Below are 22987 nucleotides of genomic sequence, written 5' to 3' on the forward strand. Positions count from 1 at the left end.
GTTTTGTATCCTGCAGGGCGGCATAAAGGAAAAAAGTGAGAGATTTGAATATGCGTACAGTCCTCGGATCATTAATCGCTCTTGTCATTGCCATGATCGCGGCCACTGGATCATGGGCGCAATCCTATCAAATCCAACCGGGCGATGCGCTGCAGGTTGAAGTTCTCGAAGACCCCACCCTGAATCGGACCATTCTGGTTCTGCCGGACGGGTCCATCAACTTCCCGCTTGCCGGTTCGATCCGGGCAGCCGGCCAGTCAACCAGCGGATTGAGCGCGTCACTCTCATCGGCGTTGGCCTCGAATTTCAATACGCCGCCGACAGTCTTTATTTCAGTGGCGTCGCTGGCCCCGCCACCGCTTCTGGGCGGACAGGCGGCATCCGGACCAACCATCGATGTTTTCATCATGGGCGAGGTCAATGTGCCCGGCAAGCATCTGGCAACCGAAGGCACAACAATTCTTCAGGTTTTGGCTCAGGCTGGTGGTCTGACCAATTTCGCGGCCCGCAAGCGCATCGAATTGCGCCGGGCTGACAGTAAAACAGGCGTGATGAGAAAATATACTTATAACTACAAAGGCTCGGGCGGTGGCATCCAAGGCAATACAGTGCTTAGACCCGGAGACGTGGTTGTCGTACCAGCACGCCGCTTGTTCGAATAGGGGCTGATACAGGTGGGGAAATCCAGGAGCAGGCTGTCCACCATTCTGGGGGGCGGGATCGCTGTCATAAGTTCGTTTACACCAGCCGTCGGGCAGCAGGCTTCGACACAACAAACGACTACGCAGCAGACACAGACCTCGACACAGCAAACATCCGTGCAACAGACCACAGTTGCTTCGACGGTCGTGCAGCAAACGCCCAGCCAGCAATTGATCGCACAACGGGCACAGCGAAACCCGGCCCGCAGGGTCGGTCTGCCAACCGGTCAGCAGCCTGGGACAGGTACCGGCCTGAGTGTGACCCTGGATTATTTCTCGTCGCTCAGGCATGACAGCAATCTTCGCCTGACCGACCCTTCGCTTGGGTCCACGACCTGGTGGGAGAATACGCTGGCTCTGGGTATTCTGAAGCAGACCTCGGATTCGAGATTAGCGCTTGATCTTTCCGGGCTGTACCGGGTCGCCAATGAACCGATTATCGGAACGGAATCCGATTTTGCAGACCCCTCTGCCCGCCTGTCGTATCAGCGGTCGCGCCTTAACAGCCAGCTTGACCTGCTATTGGATTATCGCGAACAGGATCTGGCCTTTAACCGTTCACTGACCGACACCAATCTGGATGGCAGAATTGATGCCGCCGATGTGATCGGAACCATCGGGGATCAGGTCAACTCCCTGGGCAACCTGAATTGGCAAACCGGCCTGAATGATCCAATCGGGTTCCAATTCATCTACAGCTATAGCGAACGCACTTATACAAACACAATCGATCCGAACCTGTTCGACAACAAGTCAAGCAATTACACGGCAATCACGACATTGCGGGTGTCACCGGTTTTTCAGGCTAACCTCCGTCTCGGCTACACTGATTTCTCTGCAGAAGACAACGTGCGAACCGATGAGCAAACGACGGTTGTAACAGTAGGGGGGACCTATAACGTATCTCCCGTTACCACCGTCAGTGCGAATATCGGCTACAGTCAGGTGGATGACACGCAGCGCACAACCAATACCAACACCGTGACCGAGGATTTCGTCTGGGATTTCGCATGGAACAAAACCCTGCCAGACGGCTCGGCAGATTTTCAGATTGACCAGACATTCGGGGTTAATGGGTCGCGGATAAACGCAACGGCCGGCCGCAGTTTTCAGCGCGCCAGCGGAGTGCTGAGCTTCAACGTTGGCCTGACCAGAGGACCATTCGACGAAGTCACACCGATCGGGCAGCTCGACTACAGCTATCAGCTGGCCAGTTCCCGGATCGGAGCAACGGTGCAACGCCGGGTCGGCACCAGTACGCAGAGCATAGAAACACGTGAAACACTGGTGTTTTTGACATATGACTATTTCATCAACCCGGTATCGGGGCTGTCTTTCAGTATCGATTACATCGACCAGGAAGACGAGGGAACCGGTCAACCCAACCCGCGCCAGCGCGGTACGTTTAGTGCGTCCTATACACGGGCGGTCACAAAAGACTGGGCTGTAAACGTGGGGTACCAATATGAGATGGACGATCAGAACGGCTTTAAGGCAACTTCAAACTCGGTCTTTCTGACTTTGGGCCGGCGCTTTTCTCTCAAACCCTGACGTTCATTCACGCGGTTCATGATATCGACAATCAGGACAACCCGCGCTCAATGTCCCGAAAACGGATCAAAATAGCGGGAACTTGAGCCGTCATAATTTCAGGCCGCACCTTAATGTGCATGATGAACAGTGATGCATCACCTCGATTCGAAAAACAGCCGCCGTAATATCCTTGAAACGGCCCGGAGAGGCTTGCCGGTCATGAACACCGTCGGGCTGTTCTGGTTTGTCCTGCTGTTGTTTGGATCGGTACCCGTCTTCTGGATCGGGATCGTGTCTCTGGGCGCCGCCTGGAGCACCCCCGAATACAGCCATGGCCCGCTGATTCCGATCATCTCGCTGTATCTGTTCCTGCGTGAATTGCGGGATATGCCACCACCCAACCCGGTTGTGCATGATCGCTGGCCGGGGGTGGCGGTGATTGCAGTTGCCCTGCTCGTTGCCATTTTGGGCAACCTGGCCCGTATTCCCGATATCGTCACCTATGCCATGATCATCTGGGTGGGCGGCATCATGCTGACCGTGTTCGGCTGGCAGCGGGGCAAATATCATCAGCTGCCCGTACTGCATCTGGTGTTCATGCTGCCCCTGCCGCAGTTCGTCTATTGGAAGCTCACGATCTTCCTGCAATGGATTTCGTCCGAGCTGGGCGTCTGGTTCGTGCAGATGGCCGGTGTTTCGGTTTTCATCGAAGGCAACATCATCGACCTGGGGGTCTACAAACTGCAGGTGGCCGAGGCCTGTTCCGGGCTGCGCTACCTGTTCCCGATCCTGAGCTTCTCGTATCTCTTTGCCCTGCTTTACCGTGGCCCGATCTGGCACAAGGTGGTTTTGCTGGTTTCGGCGGCCCCTTTGACCGTGCTGATGAACTCGATCCGCATCGGCGTGATCGGCGTGCTGGTCAACCAGCACGGCATCGAGCAGGCTGAAGGCTTTATGCATTTCTTCGAAGGCTGGATTATCTTCCTGCTTTGCGTCGCTATCCTGTTCCTGATGGCAATCGGGTTGCAGCGTCTGGCTCCGAATCCGCAACCTTTCAGCGAGACCATTGATCTGGATACCCAGGGGCTGGGTTCTGTTGCGTTGCGTATCTTTGGCATTCGCGCATCGGTGGCGCTGGCGATCGCGGCTCTTCTGACGCTTGCGGTTTCAACCGCCTGGACCCTGCGGCCCGCTTCCGAAGTGCAGCCTGTCGAGCGTGACCCGTTTGTTCTCTATCCACGGCAGCTTGGCCCCTGGTCCGGGTCGCCCACCACGTTGGATCCACAGGTTGAACAGGTTCTGGGTGCCAGCGATTACCTTCATGCTACCTATATCGACACCAGTTCGGGCGACTTCGTGAACATGTTCGTGGCCTTCTACGACAAACAAAGCGAAGGTGACGGTATCCATTCTCCCGAGGTCTGCCTGCCGGTGGGTGGCTGGGAAATCTTCAGCCTCGAACCGTATGAGATTAACCCCGGGAACACGCCTTATGGCAGCTTCGCTGTGAACCGCGCAGTGATTCAGAAAGAGTTGTCAAAACAGCTGGTCTATTACTGGTTCGAGCAGCGTGGCAAACGTATGGTCAACGATTTCCGGGCCAAGATGAGCGTCATTCAGGACGGCTTCACCATGGGGCGCACCGATGGCGCTCTGGTCCGGTTTGTGACCCCCATCCTGCCCGGCGAAACCGAAGCGGATGCGGATGCAAGGTTGCAACGTTTCATGGAGCCGAGCCTGAACCGCCTGCCGCGGTTTGTACCGTTTTAGAAAGACGGCAAGCTCGACGTGATCGCAGCGCCCTAGCCACCAAATCCTTCTCCTGAAGTCATTGCATCCCGGGTTTCAGATGGCATTAAGCAATATAGATTGCACAATGATCTGTTACTGATATCTGAGGGATCAGGTTTTTTAGTTCTTGGTATGTAGGTGAAAATGTGCCTGCGGCAGAAATGATTACGACACCTCAACGCCGTTCACTGCGCCCGGTTCTGGCACTGGTTCTGTTTGCCAGCCTCGTTCCCCTATGCGTAACACCCGTTCTGCCGCTGACGGATTTCTACGCCCATGTCGCCCGCTATTACATTCTGGCCAAGCTGCCGGAATCGGCCATGCTGCAACAGAATTATGAAGCCGCCTGGCAAGTGCTGCCCAACCTCGGGCTGGACATTCTGGGCGCGGGTATCATGCACGTCCTGCCCCCGCTTTTGGGGGCCAAGCTGATAGCAGGGTTGATCATTGCAGCCCCCTTCGCAGGCATTTTGTACCTTGCACGCGTTCTGCACGGCCACGTCTCGGTACTGACCGTGTTTCTGGCCGGTCTGGTGGCGTATAACCACATCCTGATCTGGGGGTTTTCAAATTTTCTGCTTGGATTAGGGGTTCTGCTGGGTGCAATCGGATACTGGATTGCGGCACAGGACCGGCCTGTCCGGCAACTGAGCGTTACTATGTGCATAGGCGTGCTCCTGTTTTTCATTCACGGGCTGGCCTTTGCTCTGTGGGGGCTGCTGCTGTGTATGATCGAGCTGTCGCTTGCTCTTGGGTCGGGCAATCCGGGGGCGCGTACTCTTTTCAACAAAGCTGCAAGGCTTGTGCTGGTCGCTGTTGTGCCAGCCCTGTTGTTTACCCAGACGAAAACCATAAGCGCAGGAAGCAGCACGCCGATACAAAGTCTTCTCAGCCATGCCGAACAGGGGACATTATGGGTTCGGCTGAGCACCGAAGCCTATCTGAGGGTCGGCGGTTTCCTTCGCGTGGCCGAAACCACATGGCAATCGATCGACTGGGGTTTTGGCATCGTGTTGTGGGGCCTGCTGATCGGTGGTCTCGTGACCGGGGTCTGGCAGATCGACAGACGCATGAAACTTGCAGTGGCCCTATGTGTGCTGCTGATCCTGATCACGCCCCCGGCCCTGTTTGGTGTCGGACATTTGGGCGAACGCATCCCACTTTTGCTTCTGGCACTGCTGGCCGCAAGCCTGTCTCTGGCCCCCGATGCGAAATCGTCGTCCCGCACACTCGCCATTGCGATGATCGCCGGGCTGTTTCTGGCGCGAAACCTGATGCTGAGCATCGGATGGTATCAGGATGGCAGAAATTACGCCTCTTATCTTGATGCACTGAGCAGCCACGACACGCGTAACCTGGGCGCGGGTGCTTATATCGAAGACATCAAGGATCCAGGGTTTTCTCGGCCCAACTGCGGCCCCCTGCCCTTTCTCATGATCTTTAACGGCACCGCGGTCCCCACCTTCGCCGATCCGGCCCAACACCCGCTGCACATAATCGGGCCGCTGGCCCATGTGCAAAACGCGGTTCAGAACGTTGCTTCGGACATAAATCGTACCGTGCCGTCCGCGATAGCCGCATTGTCAAACGCCAAAGCCGATACAATTGTCGTTTGCTCGAAGGAATCGTTTCCGCCCCAGGTCCAGGGGTTCAATATTCTTGCGACAACCGTACCATGGATATTGTATCAAAGATCAGCTTCAAAATGATTGTGTATCCCATGATAGTGCCAGTAACCCAGAGACCCGCGGATGAGTGAGCATAGTGTGCATGTGATCTCGGGGAAGAAGCCAGCGCTGCGTATCGCGGATCGATCTGACGGGCGGGATAACAATTTCAATCTGATCCGGATTATAGCCGCCGCCCTTGTGCTGGTGGCCCATGCCTATCCGCTGAGCTGGGGTGCCGAGTTCGGGCAACCGTTTGAATCCACACTGCATGGGTTGTCGCTTGGCCTGATGTGCGTATGGGCTTTCTTTGCAATATCAGGGTTCTTCATTACGCGCAGTTTTGACCGCAACCCGTCTGCGACATCATTCCTGACCGCAAGAGCCCTGAGGCTGTTTCCTGCGCTTGCCGTGGTAACCGTGATCACCATTCTGGTCGCGGGGCTGTTGTTAACACAAGCGCCCCCTTCTGTTTTTTGGGGTAAAGCCGGCAGCTATTTCATCCGCAACATTCTGTTGTTCAAACTGCAATACACATTGCCCGGTGTGTTCGAAACCAACCCCTATGGCGCTGCGATCAATGGCTCGCTCTGGTCCTTGTCCTACGAGGTCACCTGCTATGTCGGTGTCCTCTTATGCGGTCTGCTTGGATTTCTGGGAAACAAAAAGATCTTTGCCGGGCTGACGCTGTTGTTCCTGTGTTTCTATACAGTCATCGTTGCATTCGTTGACGTGAATCCAAGGATCGAGGTCCTCACACGGCTTGGGCTGCCTTTCCTGTCGGGAATGTTTTTTTACATCTGGCGTCAGCACATACCATTGTCCCGGACACTGCTGGCCCTGTCCGCCGCATTGTCCTTTGTGGCATGGTTCACACCACTGTTTCTGCCGGTCTTTGCCATCAGCCTGTCTTACGCCGTGGTTTTTGTGGGTTATTCCAGAATCCCGCTTCTTTTGCCCTATAACAAGCTGGGTGACTATTCCTACGGGGTGTACATCTACGCGTTCCCGATCCAGCAACTGGTGGCGCAGTCCGGCGTCACGACGCCGGTGGTCAACATGGCAATGTCTTTTCCCCTCACCCTGTTATGTGCGGTCCTGTCATGGCACTTCATCGAGGCTCCGGCCATGAAGCTTCGATACCGAAGGAAAGCGTATGGGCAGGCAGGAACAAAACAAGCGGCGAAGTAGCGATCTGGCTGATTACCCTTTCCAGATCCGCTTATAGGCGGCAATCAGCGCTGGCACCTGATGGGGCCAGGCCATCTCAGCCTCGACCCGGGCGCCGCCATAGCGGCCCATGACAGCGCGACGGTCGTCATCGGCCAGCAACTCGGTGATCTTGTCGGCCATATCCACCGGATCGTTGGCCTTTGCATAAAGCGAGGCCTCTTGTGCCGAAAACCGCCCTTCGGTCACATCAAACTGAACGATGGGTTTCTCGAACGCCATGTATTCAAGGATCTTGTTCATGGTGGACTTGTCATTCATCTCGTTCACCCGGTCCGGGTTCACGCAGACATCGGCGGTCGACAGGATCTCGAACAGATCCTGATCCGGTGCACGGCCGGTGAAGGTGACGTAATCCGACAGACCCATTTCGGCAGATTGTTCTTGCAGCTTCTCAAGGCTGGGGCCACCACCCACAAGGCAGAACTGGATGTCGTCGCGGCCCTGAACCTGCACCAGATGCGCGACAGACTCCAACAGCAGGTCGATGCCTTCCTGATCGCCCATGACGCCGACATAGCCCACCATATATTTCCGCCCGTTGCGCCAGTCCGGGTTCGGCGGCAGGTGCTGCAGGCGGCTGAGGTCAGGACCGGACCGGACGATAAACACATCCTCGGGAGCCATGCCGCCGCGTTCGATGGCGATCTTGCGATAACTTTCATTGGTGGCAATCGACACCCGGGCCGAGGCGAAGGTCAGCCGTTCAAACGTCTTCATCAGCTTCCAGAAGAAACCGCGCTTGTCGAATTTCGCCTCGTAGAGCTCGGGGTTGATGTCGTGGTGATCGAACAGATAGCGCACGCCAAACAGCTTGAAGGGCAGCGCCACCAGAAAGATCAGATCGGGCGGGTTGCAGCCATGGATGACGTGAAAGCCGCGGGTGAACTTGATCTTCAGCGCCAGCCAGCTTTCCCAGAACAGCGCCGCGCCATATTCCAGCAGATACCCCAGCGCGCCACTGGCATCCAAAGGCAGCGGGTGGCGATAGACCTTGATGCCTTCATCTTCCCACACGCGTTCCTCATGGCCCTTGCCGGTGGGACAGATGACCGAGACCAGCGCGCCGGCCGCAGCCAGCGTGCGCGCCTCCATCCAGACGCGGCGGTCAAAGGGGACGGGCAGGTTTTCCACCACGATCAGAACCTTGAGGCCCTTCAGGGGCTGGCTCTGGCGCAGCTCTTCGAACGAGATCGGCTGAACCGCGGGTACAGGGCTAGTCATATTCATAGGTTCTTACCACCTCTGCATCACCCAGGTTCAGATCATTCACGATCCGGTTCGAGCCGACCACCAGATCCCAGGGCCCGGCCTCGGCGGTGGCGCGGTCCACCAGCAGGCTGCCAACATTGGGCAGGTGGGTAAAGGCATAGCCCAGGTTCTGCCCCCGCAGATCGGCTGGCCTGATGGCCGGGTCATAGACCGACAGCTGATAGCCTGCCTGCAGCAGACGCCGGGCAATATCGACATTTGGGCTTTCGCGCAGATCGTCGGTTCCGGCCTTGAAGGCCAGCCCCGCCATCAGCACCCGGCCCCCATCGGGCAGCCGCGCCATGATGTCCTGCGCCTGATAGGTTTTATGTGCCTGATTGGTCTGCAACAGGCTGTCGATCAGATGGGTATGCGCGCCCACCTCACCGGCGATATGTTGCAACGCACGCACATCCTTGGGCAGGCAGGACCCCCCGAACGCCCCGCCCGGACGGGTATAATAGGGAGAGATGTTCAGCTTGGTGTCCGAGACGAAAATCTCGTGCATGGTTTTCGCCGACACGCCCATGCTGTGGCAGATCCGACCGACCTCATTGGCAAAAGCCACTTTGGTGGCGTGCCAGGTGTTGTCGACGAATTTGGTGATCTCGGCCTCTTCAAAAGCGGTGTAGAACACCGGCGCGTCCAGACCTTCGTGCATTTCGTCCATCACGGCCGAGCGATTGCCATCGGCCGTGCCAACAACGATCTTGGGCGGGTTGAAGAAATCATCAACCGCCGAAGCCTCGCGCAGGAATTCGGGGTTATAGACAATCTCGATCGCCTGACCCGTCCGATCGCCCAGATAGCTTTGGAAGATTGGCTCGATCAGCTGGCGCACCGTGCCCGGCCGGAAGGTGGACCGATAGGCCACGGTCAGCGGCCGCCCCCGGTCCGGTGACACGGCCTTGGCAATCTGTCGCGTCACCTCGGCCACGAAATTCATGTTGTGCGAGCCGTCAGTAGAACTGGGCGTACCGACGCAGACAATGGCCAGATCCACATCGGACAGATCGGGGATTTCGACCGTCGCACGGATCAGGTTCTTTGCAAGCGCCCCGGTCAGCAGCTCGGCCACCTTGGGTTCCTTGATCGGGGGCTGGCCTGCATTGATTTCGGAAACCTTGTCGGCATTTACATCGACGCCGACCACCTCATGCCCCTCACGGGTCAGACAGCACGCTGCCGTGAACCCCACATACCCCAACCCGAAAATTGCAATCTTCATACTGTTATACCATCTTGAAAACAGGCACCGGGTCCAGAAAACACCGGGCTCTTCTACTTGTTACCCTTGCGCAGTCAGAATCCAATCTGAGACACTGAGGTGAAACTTCATTTTGCTGTGTAATATTTTGTGCCGACTCGCCTCGACGGTACTGGGTGAAACATAGTGTACCTTTCAGACATTGGAAAAACATGCGATTTCAACACAAAAATATGTTTACTGGTTTGACTAGCAGCCAGTCGACTAAATTTCTAGAACAGCAAGTGCGGGTTTTTTGAAGCGACGCCGAGAGTGGCCAGATTAGAAACATTGGTACGTTGATGAGTTTTTTGTTCCGAGTATGGAAAGGCAAACCTTTTGAAGCCTCCAGCTAAACCAGGCGTGACGATCGCCCCGGGCACACCCGATCACAGCGCCACCCTTACCAGGGGGGCCGCAACATTGTTTGCGTCCGGTATTTTCAGCCAGTTTCTGGGCGTTTTGACATTGGTTGTAACGGCCCGTCTTCTGACGCCGACGGATTTCGGGATCATCGCCTATTTCATAATCGCTGCCGCGTTTCTGGAAATCGTCCAGCGGGCCGTTTCCATGATCCTGATCCGCCAGCCCGAGATCACCGACGATCACCTGAATACCGTGTTCACAATGCAACTGCTGCTTGGGGTCTTTTCGGCGCTGCTGATCTGGGCCAGCGCACCTCTGATGACATTTTTCGGGCTTGCGGAGCTGACATCGCTTATTCCCGCGCTTTGCTTCATTGCCATCGCAAGTTCCGTCAAAAGCACGCGCTTTCCACTTTTGGAAAGAGATCTCCGGTTCGGTTTCATCGCAGGCGAAGAAACGACCAGCAGAATTGCATATACCCTGATGGCCGTCAGCCTGACCTGGATATGGCGCGATTACTGGGCCATCGTGGTTGCCAGCGTCATCACCCAGGTCATCCGGGTCATCTGGAGCTTTTCCGTCGCCCCGATGCGGCCCAGGTTAACGCTCAGATGCTGGCATGATTGCATTGATGTGTCGTCCTGGTCACTGGGGGCCCAGATCACCCAGTTTCTGATCAACAACATGCCCCAGATCGTCATCGGAAGCTCATTAGGGCTGGCCGATGCGGGGATTTTCAGGGTCGGCTATCGCCTTGTGGCCCTGTTTACCAGCCAGATCATCGGCCCATTGGAGCGGGTGGTTTACCCAAGCCTTGCCAATACCTCCAGGACCCAGGGCTCCAGTCGGGAAGCCTTTGAACAGGCCAATGCCATCCTTTTGGGGATCATCGTTCCTGCCAGTGTCGGCATGGCTCTGGTCGCCAACCACCTGATCGTTGTCGTGGCCGGATATCAATGGCTGGCTGCCGCACAGGTCATCTGGGTGCTTGCCCCATTGAAAGCGATCGAAACACTGCAGGCCAATGTCCGGTCCGCGAGTTATGTCGAAGGCTCGACAAAGCGCCTGTTCCTGCGCAACACGATCCTGCTGATCGCCACAACTGCGCTGATGGTGCTGGGGTCGAACTATGGCTTTACCGGCGCGATCCTCGGGTCCGGAGCCGCCAGCCTGTTTGCAATCGGTCTGGCACTGATCATGGCCAAGGATTTCGGAACCGGCGGGTTTCTGGCACCGATCCTGATGGCCTGGCGTACATTTGCATCGACCTTTGCCATGCTGCTTGCCGTTTTGTTTGTCAGCAGCGCCTATGGCAGTGGCGACGCGGTGGGATGGGCTTATGAGACAGCAGAAGACCTGCCGCTGCTGCGCATCCGGTTCTCGGTCAAAGTTCTGGTTGGGGTATTTGTCTATGTCGGCACGCATCTGCTGCTCTGGCGCCTTGCCGGGAAGCCGAAAGGGTTCGAGAGCCTGGCACTGGAGCTTGGCGCAAAACTCAAACGCAAGCTGTCAAAAGCGGCGTGACGGCCCCGGTTATGCGGACCTCATTCTGCAGGAACCGCCCGCCTGATCAGGCCGCAAGCTCACTTTTGAGCTGCGCTATTATGTGATCGATATGCGCCGCCGAGAGGTACTGATGCACCGGCAAAGAGACGACATTGTCTTTCAGGGCCATCGCCTCGGCCTGCCCTGACCAATCAAGATTTCGGTTGAAGCCCGCCCACCAGCAGGTGGCACCAATCCCGCTTTTTTGCAGCGCCCGTACAATCCGGTCACGCCCCGCAACCATGATCGGCATATTCAGCGGGCAGGTATCGGAAGAAAGCTCTGGTACAAGCATGCGTATCTCGGGCATCCCGGTGAAAACATCCCGGTACCGCTGCCAATTTGCCCGCCGGATCGCAATTGTTTCCGCCACGGAAAAAGCTCGCAATGGGCGGGATGTGAAACCGCTCATCTGTGCGCCGCACAGCGCCGGATCGAAATAGTAATGCCCCGGAATGTCTTCCAGCTGATCCCCGTCATTATGGGGCGGTGGCCCTTCCCGGCCGCGTGCTTTCTGAAGCATCGCCTGCATGCGAGACGGCCCCAATACGGTTGCCAGGCCTGCGCGCAAAAGTGTTTTGGCCACGGCCTTGCCCGGAGCAGGCCGTGGAAACGGATGCCCGGCGTTCAGGTCCGGCGCATTGATGACCATGGCCCCACCACCCAGCACAGGCACAAACTTGTAGAAGCAAAAAACCGATACGTCCCCGGTCCGGCCTTCCGCCGGCGAGGCGCCGCTGAGAAGGCTCAATGCACAATCTTCGATCAGCCGCAGCCCGTGCTGATCGCACAAGGCCCGCAGATCCGCCAGGTCTGGCTGCAGCACTCCAAAATAATGGATCACATATATCGCCTTCGTCCGCCCGGTAATAAGCGCCGCAATCCGTGCAGGATCGGCGCGCAGGTTTTCGGAAACCGGATACAACCGAACCGAAAGACCTGCATCAATCAGCGGATCGACCTCGGAACCGCAATTATATGCAGGGGCCAGAACTTCATCCCCGGGCTGCAACCCCAAAAGATCACAGGACGCCCGGATCGCCACGCGGGTATTGTAACTCCAGAACACCGACCGATCCTGAAACAGAGCCTTGTACCCGCCAGCCGAATCCCGGCGGAACAGGTCGGACAACCGCATGACAGGATCACCGCAATACAGCGCGTTCCCACGGTCAGTCATTCGATGCCAAACCCAGAGAGCAAAATTTGCCCGCACCCGATCTTGATACAGTTTTGTCTTTCAAGGATTCACACCGTCAAAATATTACCTCAATATACTGATCTAAATGATTTGACTTTTATAGCTACTTTTCGACAACAACGGTCCCCGTACGGTCACGTTTAAAGTGTTCACAGAATGTGGCAGTGGTTAAAGATTTGGAATGTAAGTGGTTAACGAGAGCAAAGCATCATGGTTTCATCGCCGTCCGGCACGAGTACCGAATACGCTGTATCTATCATTATCGTGAACTGGAACACCCGGGAGATTCTTCGGGATTGCCTGGCGTCCATTGCGCATGAGACCCGGCTGCCGCACGAAATCATTGTTGTCGACAACGCCTCCAGCGACGGCTCACCTGAAATGGTGGCCAAGGAATTTCCCCAGGTCCGGTTGATCGCAAATACCGAAAACCTGGGCTTTGCCGCCGCCAACAATCAGGGGCTCGAGATTGCCGCAGGCGCCAAGCTGCTGCTGCTCAATCCCGATACGATCATCCTGGATCGCGCGATCGATGTCATGAGCAACTGGCTCGACGCGCACCCGGATGTCGGATGCGTCGGCTGCCAGGTCTTTGAGGACCCTGAAACCATCCAGCTGACCTGCTTTGCCGATCCCGGACCTCTTAGCCTGGCGGTGATCGAATTTGGGCTGAAACGGCTGTTTACCTGGCCCGAATATGGGGGCTGGGACCGGACGACGCAGCGTGACGTGGATGTCGTCTCGGGGATGTTCATGCTGGTACCACGCCCGGTCTTCGAAAAAGTGGGCCTGCTGGATGATGCGTTCTTTATCTATTCGGAAGAAGCTGACTGGTGCCGGCGTATCCGCAATATTGGCAAACGCTGTGTCTTCGCCCCCGAAGCGCGGATTTTGCATCTTGAAGGCGGCTCGAAAAGCACTGCGCAGATCAAGTCGCGCATGTATGTGCAAAAGCAGAAAAGCAAGACGATCTACGCCAGAAAGCATTATGGCCGCAGTGGTGAGCTGATAACGCGCACAATCTTCCTCAGCAGCGCAATGTTGCGCGGGATTGCCTTTGGCCTGATCGGGCTTTTGCGGGCCACACCTGATCGCAAGGCCCGGCTGCGCCTGTCCGGAGCGGCAATCCGATATCACCTCTTTGGTCAGGAACCAACGGCATGAGAGATGCCATTTCCAGCAATGCGGATGTTGATCTTGAGTGCATCGAAGCGCCTGCACACAAGCTGAGCACACAAGCCAGCTGGGACAGTTTTGTCTCGGCATCCGGTGCCGAGATATATTTCCTATCCGACTGGCAATCTGCCTGGTGGGATCATTATGGCAAAACGTTTACCGCCAGCCGGCATCCCGTCAGCTATATTCTGCGGGACGGTTCAGAGATCGTTGGCGTGCTGCCTTTTTGCGTTGAAACCCTGTGGGCCGGTCCCGTTCCGGTGCGCGTCGCCCGGCTGGCGGGCGTGGATCCTAATTTTGCGGTCATGGAACTGCCCATTGCCGCCGGTTACGAAAACACAGCTCTCAGGGCTGTCATCGAACACCTGACCGGCAATTTGAAATGCAGCGTCGTAAGCCTGTCACCCTTTTCAGAACGTGCGGGGCAATTGGAAAACCTGCGGGCCCTGAAGGGGCATGGCATATCCATTTTGCGTGATATCAGCACCCGCGGACATACGCTTATGACCCTGCCGGATAGCTTTGATGCGTTTATGGCCTCGCTTTCGAAAAGCCGTCGCCGCGAGGTCCGGCGGGACATCAAACGCCTGACACCGGCGGATGAGACCTTGCGCACTGTCAGTTCCACGCCCGAAACCGTCGATACAATGATGGATCGGTTCATCGCATTGCATACGCGACAATGGGAAGCCGCCGGGAAAGGGGGGCATTTTTCCGACTGGCCGGTTGCGGCAGCGTTCTATCGCGCCCTGATGCAGCACCTGAGCCCGAAAGGCCATGCGGCAATCGATGAACAGTGGCTGGATGAAACGCTGCTGTCCAGCCAGTTGCGTTACACCCTGAACGGCAAGGTGCTTTGGTGGCTCAATGCACGGGAAGTCGATCCTGAATTTGCAAAGGCTGGCCTGGGCCGCGTCGGTCTGGTCACGCGTGTTGAAGAGCTGATCAATCAGGGTGCACACCTGATTGAGGCTGGTGCCGGAGAATATGAATATAAACTGAGCTACGGTGGAGATCTGGTGCCGCTTTATAATATCGTTCTGGCACCTGATCGGGCTTCCGCGCGATTACGAGCCCGCGCTCTGCTTTTATGGGCGGATGCACTGCATTTCTTTTACTACCGTGTCTGGTTCCTGAAAGTCCGCCCACGGCTGGGAATCCGGCCAAACAGCCTCTGGAGCAGTTGGATACGGATGCAATTATGAACACGACCTTCTCGTTTCAGACAGTCACTGCGGAAGAATGGCCCCGGATCAGTGCCGGTTTTCATGATCTGACATACGAACAGACCCTGACTTATGCGCAGGCAGCGGCACAACGGATCGGAGCCACGGCTGAGTTCATCACCCTGTCGGATCAGGCAGGTCAATTGACCGCTGCCGCCTGCCTGCGCGTAAAGCGCGTGCCCGGCCTGGGGCGCGGCATCGCCTGGATCGCAGCAGGCCCCATGATGCATCACCGCGAACAGCCCGAAATCGACCAGAACCGTCTGGATGCAACATTTGCGTCCCTGCGCGCCTATGCCCGGGAAACCGGCCATATCCTTCGGCTGCGGCTTCCTGCCCTGCCCTTTTACGACGTTCCGGCAACAGATCAGTCTGCTGCCGCTGCGGGGTTTCATCCCACCGATCGCTCTCCGCCTTATCGAACGGTCATCATTGATTGCGATCAGGACGAAGAAACATTGCTTAAGGCGCAACACGGCAAATGGCGCAATCATCTGCGCAAAGCGCTGAAAAGCGATCTGTCACTGGAAAGCGCCCCGATCTCCGAGGCCTCCGGCAGGTTTCATAAGCTCTATCAGCAGGTGCAGGCGGCCAAAGGGTTCGAGAAACCCGATATCCCTCCGGAATTCTACTACCCGCTGCAGGGCAGTGATTTTTCCCATGAGGTCCTGTTTGCCCAAAAAGATGGCGCCGACATTGCGGGCATGACAATTGGCCGGGCGGGGAATTTCGCGGTCTATCTGTTTGGCGCGACAACAGATGTGGGGCGTCGTTGCAATGCCGGCCATTATCTGATGTGGGAATCCATTCTGAGGCATCGGGCACAAGGCATAAAGTGGTACGATCTGGACGGCATCGACCCTGACATCAACCCAACCGTCACAGAGTTCAAACAACGGACCGGCGGAACGGACTTGCTGGCTGCCGGACCTTACGAATATCGGCCCGCCGGGTTGGGTTCCGCCTTGATAGGCAGCGCCGAAACGCTTCATTCCCGTTTGAAAAAAGCACGCCAATGACCACTGGAACGAGCATAATTTTTCACGGCATCGGCACACCGGAACGTGCCCTGGAGCCGGACGAGGCCCCTTACTGGCTATCCGTCAGTCAATTTGAATATGCGCTTGATCAGATCGCCCAGGCCCCCGATCCGGGCCATTTCACGATCACCTTCGACGATGGCAATCTGTCGGATTACAGTATTGCCCTGCCCGCCCTTGCGGCCCGTAACCTCCGGGCGCGTTTTTTCGTACTCACCGACCGGATCGGGCAGGTGGGCTCGCTGGATGTCGAGCATCTTCACACCCTGCGCGACGCAGGCATGACAATTGGAAGTCATGGCATTGCTCACACGGCATGGCCGGCCCTGGATGATGCCGCTCTTGTTGAAGAGCTTTGCGCCTCACGCGCAGAGCTTGAAAAAGTCTGCGGACATCCGGTGACAGAGGCGGGCATCCCCTTCGGGCGTTATGACGCAAGGGTCCTTCGGGCCTTGCGCGATGCGGGGTACACCGCTGCCTGGTCAAGCGATGGCGGCAATTGGCGCGCAAACAGTTTTCTGCGGCCGCGGACTTCGTTGCGTGGTGACATGTCCACGCACGAGATGAATGCCACTTTATCCGGTCAAATGCCGCCCCTGCGCCGTTTGCGGCGGGTTTTGGGAATGTCTCGCCGGCGCTGGACGACGACTGGTTGAACCGGACCTGGCCGTCCGTCTTGCTGTTAACTCACCCGGAACGACCTTCGGGAACCGCGTATAGCGCATCTTCCTGCCTTCGACTGGCGACTGTACCCTGTCGCCGTCCTGGTTTTCCTGGTCATCCGCATCAAGAAGCCAGGCTCCCGCCCCCAAAAGAAACATGAAGAAACAGAAAGTGGAATCCCACAAATGCACCGTGATGGCGGAAATGCACAGACCCAGCAACGCAATCAGATACCCAAGACGGGCGTCTGCGAGGGCTCCGGTCAGGTTCCTGCTGCCAAGTTGGAAAAAGATAACCAACACCGCACCCAACAGCAGAAATAGCCCCGGGAATCCATGCCGCAATGCTATCACCAGCCAGAAATTGTCCACCGTGGTCAACATGGCCATCCAGTGGGGTCGCGTATAGTCATTCAACCCGATTCCAAACAGTGGGTTCTGCAGAACATCGTCAGAGGCGAAGGTGAAAATATTGATCCGCGTAAATGCGGTGCCCGGTGTCAAAGTGAAGTGTGTTGCAAAGATCTGAAACATACTCCGATTGGAGCTGACTTCGCCGACGAAATACAAAAAGGAGAAAATATAGAGAAGAATTTTCCATCTGTTCTTCAGGAACCAGAATATCCTGTTCCACGCCATCAGCATCATCTGCAGGATGACATTCATGAACGCCCCGGACGACAGGGAACAGAACACGGTGCCCCCAACGATGGAAACAAGACCGACCCTTTGATTGAGGGGCTTGTTCCACCCCAACACATACCAGGTAAGCGCAAAGGCCGGCGCACAGAACACTCCGAACAAAATCGGATGCGGCATCGTTGTCTGGGCGCGCAGCAATCCCAGTCTCGGCTCAAAATACCACTTCTGGTAAACGCTCATTACCTTCCCGAACAGATTCAGGAGCGGCATCTTGCCCGTGACAGCTTCATAAGCCGCAAACGGTAAGAGAACCATGATCAGAATGAAGAGACATTTCACAAAAAACCGGAACGCATCCAAATTGCGAATATAAGTTCGGGCAATAAAATAGGGGGTTAGCGTTTCTATTATGAACATTCCGATGAACTGCCACAGTTCTTGAATGCCGTGATTGACGGCCAAAGTCAGGCTGGCCCAGAACGCAAAGCCGATTACTAAAAAATCGACCGCCCTAATTTTACCTGCCTTACCGCTCAGCCATCCAAAAACAGCAGGGAACATATAAAGAAGCAGGATCACGCGATAGCCGTTGAGTTTCAGTCCGCCAAGAAAGAAATAGAATGGCATCGCAAAAGATATGACGAGCAGCATCAGGACAAGCGGTTTTGTCACCTGTTCTCTCGTTTTGGCTGACGAAACAGCGATCATTCGAATTTCCTGCCCTTAACTCAAGTAACTCTTCAAAACCAAAAAAAACTGGTGGCTTTCATAGCCACGCCCTTGCCATTAAACACGCCAGCGGAAATCATCCATGTCAGTCTTCATTGAGTGGGATAGTTCTTTGCCAGCGTTGATCCGGCATTCAGGCGATCCATGAGACTGCCGGGACGCACGCCAAACTCATTGTACCCCTTTTCCCGCCCCAACGCATGGTAGATGAACTGCTGATCATAGTACCCTTCCTGAGACGGATTTTGATCCTGAATCATGGCATTGTTAAGAAGCACCCAATCGCGCTGGTTTTCATACCCCATGATATTTGCCGCGGCGTTCTGCTCGATGACAACGGACGTGGAGTCCGATGAGATATTGATCACCGGTACAGAATGGCCTCCGGGCACATTGATCAAAGAGTTTTTTCTGACCGAAATATTGTCGGAACCGTAGATGGAAATGCCGTGGACATGGCCGTTATAAATCATGTTGTTTTCGATCAGCACGTTCCGATGCCGCACCTCGGGGTCTCCGATGTTCTTTCCATCTCCGCCAGCCCAGATCGTCTGGGCAAAATCGCCGGCCCCGACATCGAAGATATTGTCCCGGATCGTGATATTGGCGCTTCCGCTGTTATTGGCCCGCTGAATCTGGATCATATCGCGGTGATCGCCAACGCCATCGGCCCCGCCAAAATTATGGATGTAATTGTTCTGAACCAGGATGTCGTCGACATTGTCGAACACCAGACCATCCGAGCGGATCGAATGCACGTCGCTGCCGGTGATCTTTATACCGTCCGTGTTAATGGCGATGATGGCCTTCCACCAGGTCAGAAATTCAGAGTTTGAAATATCGACATTGGCTGCGTGGAACACCAGCAGACCTGTACCAAACCCGGCCCCGTCTTCTGGCGTTCCGGTACCGCGTGCGACATCTCCGCTGAACACAGAGTTGGAGATGGTGATGTCCCGGCTGTTGCGAACAACAAAGTTCGCCAGGTGATACGGGTCCGCGTTCTTGAAGGTATAATCGAATCTGATGCCATCCAGATGAACATTCCCAGCCCCATCCAGAATGACAACACTGAAGCACGCGGGGTTGGCAGGATCAGCCGATCTGATCACCACGGGCGACGAGAAGGCCTTGCCCAGCTTCAGAGTGCCATAGTTTCCGGGTGCAAGCAGATAGGTCTCACCGCCGCGGGCATTCTGTAAAGCACCGGCCAGTGCAGCTGCGTCGAAAATGGCCTGACCTTCGGTCTGGGCCGTAAACCTGGGTTTGAAGTGTTGCCTGTCGCAGGGCGTCTTTGCATGCAGGGCAGGGCTTAACAGAAGCAGGATCGTACCTGCCAGCGCAAGAATACGTGATCTGGGCATGACGCACCTTTCTGATCTGCGACCGTTCGAAAGCTTAAGCGAACCGCCGCATGCTGTCTATTGTGGCGCGCCTCGGATCTCATGACATTTCCGGGACACCGCCCGGGATCAAAGCGGTGCTTTTCCGGGCTGGTTTTCATTAAATCTGCAAGTTTCCGTAGGGGCACCGGGCAATTCATTGCCGACAGCTATCAGAGATACGCAAGGACGCGCCGGAATAATGGCGATTATGTGTTCATTGTTGCTTAAAAGGAATCAGTTAGCCAAATACGCATTAACCGCCAAGGGAAGTGGAACAATTCCCAGTATCGAGTATCGAGTTCACTCGGAAATGAAGGCAAAGGGACATCATTGTCCCAATGCAGGCAACAATTTCCAAACATAGCCATATTTAGGCCACTCTGCTGCCCCCGGGCGGCTGTTCCATTCGTCCTGGGTGTGCGGGAACTCGTGCGCTGCCACTCACAGCGCCTATGAAACAGAAGGTGAAATATGTCGACGACAATCACGGTAACCTCTGCGGCAGAGCTGAACCAGGCCTTGTCACAGGCGACAGGTGGGGAAACGATACTGCTTGCAGCCGGCGACTACGGCAAGCTCAGCCTGAACGGTACACAGTTTTCATCCAACGTAACGATTAAATCCGCTGATCCGAACGCAATCGCAAGCTTCTCTGAAACGCATCTCAATGGAGCGTCGAATGTAACGTTCGACACGATCAAGTTCGATTACACGTACAGCTCTGGGGATTATCACTTCCAGAACAAATTCAGCGTCACCAACAGTTCGAACATCACATTCCAAAACTCGAACTTCGACGGTGATTTTGCCAGCGGCACCGGAACATCTGCGGATGGCACCGGATATGGCACCGGACTGATGATCTCAGGCTCCAACAATATCGACGTCATCAATACCGAATTCTCGAAATGGTGGAAGGGCGCCATCGCTCTTAACTCCGATGGGGTGAGCTTCACCGGGAACGACGTTCATTCGATCCGCTCGGATGGTCTGGTGTTCGACAATGTCGACAATATCTTGGTAGAGAACAACTATATTCACGATTTCGGCGGCGCTGCGGGCGCGGGCGATCATCGTGACATGATCCAGATCCAGCGCGCAAACGGCAGCGGCAGTGACAACATCACCATCCGCGATAACGTCTTTGACATGGGGAACGGAGATTACACCCAGACCATCTGGTTTGGTGGCGACGGCAAGGATCTCAGCGATCCCAATGTCATTCACCACAATGTCCTGATCGAAGGAAACGTGATCTACAACGGCCATCTGCATGGCATTTCGGTTTATGGCGCTGACGGAATCACCGTCACCAAGAACTCTGTTCTGCACGTAGATGAGAAAACACAGACGGGCGGCATTGAAATCCCGCTCATCTTCGTATCGAACGGCTCCAGCAATGTCACGATCACCCAAAACATCACATCGCAGATTCTGGGGCATAATGGTCAGGCGGGCTGGACTGTTGCCGACAACGTCCTGATCAAGCCCACCGAATACGACCAGCACTTTACCTACCAGGCTACGGCGCAGACGGACGGCTATAATCAGTACGTCGTCAAACCAGGAAGCCCGGCCGCTTTGCTCAGTGCAGGCTCTGACCTCGCAAACAGCATTTCGGGCACGTACTTTGATTGGCTGAATAGCAACGGGCATTCCGGGGCCGGTACGCCGTCTCAGCCCAATACCCCAACGAACCCACCCAATATCGGATCGAACCCACCACCTGATACCGGAGGCGACCAGCCCACAACCGGGGGCGATCAACCCGCAACCGGGGGTGACCAACCCGCAACAGAGGCCGAAGTCGAAAACCCCATCCACATTCCCGAACCTCAGGGCGTGTTGATGATCGACATAACCAATCAGGGCAGCCAGAGTGGCATCACACAGTCGCCTGTTTCAGAGGTCGAGGACGCAGGCACTGATCGGTTTGTATGGAACAGACCGGATTCCGGCCTGAATATATTCAAAAAAGGAAATCCGGCTGCAAAAATCGACAACGATGACGGCGGGTTCGACAGCAGTTTCGTTCAGGTCTTTCTGAACCGTGCAGATACCTCAAATGAGACCGGAACGTTTTTCGATTCTGTAGGCCGCGGTTTTTTTGCCGACGACACTGACTCTCTGACAATCGGAGGTGATGCGGAATTCTTCGACTCTTGGGCGACGAATCTATACGCGGATTTGTTTGCTTAATGGCGACAACCGCCTCCGGCTAGAGAAACTGTCAATCAAAACGCGGGCGGGCCTCAGATTTGGGGCCCGCCCCTGCCTTTTCCGGGCCGGCGCACTTCGGAACATGCAAAACTGTGCTCATACGCCCTTTATGAAGCACCTCTGTTGACTTAAAGCTGATTACCAGCAGCCCCAATTCATTGCGACACATGCGAAAAGGGTTTTGACCGCACCTAGGAGTTTTACGCCCCCATATTGCAACACGCCTTCAAGACAGGGCTGTCCGAACGGGTCTGCTCCACGATGAATTTGCGGCAGTTTGGCATTTCAAAGTGAGAAAGTATTTGTCTCGACACATGATCCTGCATCGGCATCATATATGACAGACAGACGGGCCATGACCTTGCTTACGAGTGAACTTTATTCAATTACAGGACCACGAAATGAAACCTGAGAAAATGCCGGAGACCGCAGCAAGCTATCAAGCTTACCTGAACAGCCCGTACAAAAGCAGCAAGCATTCGACCTATTTCGATGTGTATGACAAGCTTTTCTCACCTTACATCGGCAAGCAAATTACCTTCGTCGAAATCGGGGTTCTGAGTGGCGGCTCTTTGTTCATGTGGCGCGAGTTCTTCGGACCGCAAGCCCGCATCATCGGTGTTGAACTGAACCCCGGCGCAAAACGTTGGGAACAGGATGGGTTTGAAATTTTCATCGGCAGCCAGAGCGATCCGGCCTTTCTGGAAAAGCTCGCAAAAGAGATCGGTGAAATCGACATCGTCCTGGACGATGGTGGTCATACCTATGAACAACAGATCATAACAACCGAGTGCCTGCTGCCGCATATCCGCGATGGCGGCATGCTGGTCGTGGAAGACACTCATACATCCTATATGGAAGGCTTCGGTCCCAAGCACCGTTCCTTCGTAAAATACGCCATGAGCATGGTAGATCGCGTAAACCGGCGCTTTTCCAAACTCCTCACAGATGCTACGGAAAAGCGGGTTTGGGGCATCCGTTTCTATGAATCCTTTGTTGTATTCGATGTGAACCGCAAGGCGACCTCTGTCGTGTCCGTACCAACCGACAACGGCGGGGAAGACCTGAACGCAAAAGACTTCCGCCACGCGGACAACCAGACCTATGAAAACTTCCTGAAAGCGTCCAAAAGCCTGTCGGCCCTCAAGGTCATCCCCGGCACACGATCCTTGGCCAAGCTGGCGCGACATGTGATATCGCTGCCATCGAACCTGAAGCATGCGCGGAAACTGAAAGAGTTCTTCTGAATTTCAACCGCCTTTCCGGCTGAGCGCGTCGCTGATTTGGGATCAGCAGCGCTCCAGAGCCGTCAAGCCGGGGCGCCGAAGATGCTGCTTCAATGTCCCAAGCGTTTTGCCACCGGCAAAATAACCCGC

At 55.6% G+C, this 22987-nt stretch carries 17 protein-coding genes; 12 read left to right on the plus strand and 5 right to left on the minus strand.

Features of this window, described 5'->3' with window-relative positions:
- Window positions 1-50 precede the first annotated feature (50 nt).
- The 5 genes from AC2FLD_RS17980 (at window position 51) to AC2FLD_RS18000 (ending at window position 6883) form a co-directional block, all read left to right on the plus strand.
- Complete coding sequence (locus AC2FLD_RS17980; protein ID WP_496671931.1) at window positions 51-662, plus strand: polysaccharide biosynthesis/export family protein; 612 nt, start codon at window positions 51-53, stop codon at window positions 660-662.
- A 156-nt stretch (window positions 663-818) separates the two neighbouring features.
- Complete coding sequence (locus AC2FLD_RS17985; protein ID WP_496671933.1) at window positions 819-2252, plus strand: hypothetical protein; 1434 nt, start codon at window positions 819-821, stop codon at window positions 2250-2252.
- 132 nt (window positions 2253-2384) lie between these two features.
- Window positions 2385-4004, plus strand: a complete 1620-nt coding sequence (gene xrtD / locus AC2FLD_RS17990; RefSeq protein WP_496671936.1) for a VPLPA-CTERM-specific exosortase XrtD — start codon at window positions 2385-2387, stop codon at window positions 4002-4004.
- A 182-nt stretch (window positions 4005-4186) separates the two neighbouring features.
- Window positions 4187-5734 (plus strand): hypothetical protein, encoded by a 1548-nt coding sequence (locus AC2FLD_RS17995; RefSeq protein ID WP_496671939.1) that lies wholly within the window; start codon window positions 4187-4189, stop codon window positions 5732-5734.
- Window positions 5735-5776: 42 nt separating this feature from the next.
- A complete protein-coding gene (locus AC2FLD_RS18000; protein ID WP_496671942.1) occupies window positions 5777-6883 on the plus strand; it encodes an acyltransferase family protein in 1107 nt (368 codons plus the stop codon).
- Between the two features lie 12 nt (window positions 6884-6895).
- Here the strand turns inward: AC2FLD_RS18000 and AC2FLD_RS18005 are convergent, their stop codons facing one another.
- Window positions 6896-8146: a glycosyltransferase family 4 protein gene (locus tag AC2FLD_RS18005; RefSeq protein ID WP_496671945.1), complete on the minus strand. Its 1251-nt coding sequence runs from the start codon at window positions 8144-8146 to the stop codon at window positions 6896-6898.
- Window positions 8139-9401 (minus strand): nucleotide sugar dehydrogenase, encoded by a 1263-nt coding sequence (locus tag AC2FLD_RS18010; protein ID WP_496671948.1) that lies wholly within the window; start codon window positions 9399-9401, stop codon window positions 8139-8141. The genes AC2FLD_RS18005 and AC2FLD_RS18010 overlap by 8 nt, the downstream gene beginning before the upstream one ends.
- 381 nt (window positions 9402-9782) lie before the next feature.
- Here AC2FLD_RS18010 and AC2FLD_RS18015 point away from each other — a divergent pair, with 381 nt between their 5' ends.
- Complete coding sequence (locus tag AC2FLD_RS18015; protein ID WP_496671951.1) at window positions 9783-11309, plus strand: oligosaccharide flippase family protein; 1527 nt, start codon at window positions 9783-9785, stop codon at window positions 11307-11309.
- A 46-nt stretch (window positions 11310-11355) separates the two neighbouring features.
- On the opposite strand, the gene AC2FLD_RS18020 is transcribed toward AC2FLD_RS18015, so the two are convergent.
- Entirely contained in the window at window positions 11356-12510 is a 1155-nt protein-coding gene (locus AC2FLD_RS18020) for a DegT/DnrJ/EryC1/StrS family aminotransferase (RefSeq protein WP_496671954.1), read from the minus strand.
- A 231-nt stretch (window positions 12511-12741) separates the two neighbouring features.
- Here AC2FLD_RS18020 and AC2FLD_RS18025 point away from each other — a divergent pair, with 231 nt between their 5' ends.
- The 4 genes from AC2FLD_RS18025 to AC2FLD_RS18040 are packed head-to-tail and all read left to right on the plus strand — an operon-like array spanning window position 12742 to window position 16629.
- A complete protein-coding gene (locus AC2FLD_RS18025; RefSeq protein ID WP_496671957.1) occupies window positions 12742-13695 on the plus strand; it encodes a glycosyltransferase family 2 protein in 954 nt (317 codons plus the stop codon).
- The gene (locus AC2FLD_RS18030) at window positions 13692-14912 is read left to right on the plus strand and encodes a GNAT family N-acetyltransferase (RefSeq protein WP_496671959.1); all 1221 of its coding nucleotides are present in this window, start codon (window positions 13692-13694) and stop codon (window positions 14910-14912) included. Before AC2FLD_RS18025 ends, AC2FLD_RS18030 begins: the two co-directional genes overlap by 4 nt.
- Complete coding sequence (locus tag AC2FLD_RS18035; RefSeq protein ID WP_496671962.1) at window positions 14909-15952, plus strand: lipid II:glycine glycyltransferase FemX; 1044 nt, start codon at window positions 14909-14911, stop codon at window positions 15950-15952. The genes AC2FLD_RS18030 and AC2FLD_RS18035 overlap by 4 nt, the downstream gene beginning before the upstream one ends.
- Complete coding sequence (locus tag AC2FLD_RS18040; RefSeq protein ID WP_496671965.1) at window positions 15949-16629, plus strand: polysaccharide deacetylase family protein; 681 nt, start codon at window positions 15949-15951, stop codon at window positions 16627-16629. The genes AC2FLD_RS18035 and AC2FLD_RS18040 overlap by 4 nt, the downstream gene beginning before the upstream one ends.
- On the opposite strand, the gene AC2FLD_RS18045 is transcribed toward AC2FLD_RS18040, so the two are convergent.
- Together AC2FLD_RS18045 and AC2FLD_RS18050 are read right to left on the minus strand one after the other, a co-directional pair.
- Window positions 16549-17985: an O-antigen ligase family protein gene (locus tag AC2FLD_RS18045; protein ID WP_496671967.1), complete on the minus strand. Its 1437-nt coding sequence runs from the start codon at window positions 17983-17985 to the stop codon at window positions 16549-16551. The genes AC2FLD_RS18040 and AC2FLD_RS18045 overlap by 81 nt on opposite strands.
- Window positions 17986-18098: 113 nt before the next feature.
- A complete protein-coding gene (locus AC2FLD_RS18050; RefSeq protein ID WP_496671970.1) occupies window positions 18099-19370 on the minus strand; it encodes a right-handed parallel beta-helix repeat-containing protein in 1272 nt (423 codons plus the stop codon).
- A gap of 492 nt (window positions 19371-19862) precedes the next feature.
- Here AC2FLD_RS18050 and AC2FLD_RS18055 point away from each other — a divergent pair, with 492 nt between their 5' ends.
- Together AC2FLD_RS18055 and AC2FLD_RS18060 are read left to right on the plus strand one after the other, a co-directional pair.
- On the plus strand, window positions 19863-21590 hold the full coding sequence (locus tag AC2FLD_RS18055; RefSeq protein WP_496671972.1) for a right-handed parallel beta-helix repeat-containing protein: 1728 nt from the start codon (window positions 19863-19865) through the stop codon (window positions 21588-21590).
- A 422-nt stretch (window positions 21591-22012) separates the two neighbouring features.
- On the plus strand, window positions 22013-22858 hold the full coding sequence (locus AC2FLD_RS18060) for a class I SAM-dependent methyltransferase (protein WP_496671975.1): 846 nt from the start codon (window positions 22013-22015) through the stop codon (window positions 22856-22858).
- Window positions 22859-22987: the final 129 nt, after the last annotated feature.

Source organism: Ruegeria sp. CDSA021, from assembly GCF_059612325.1.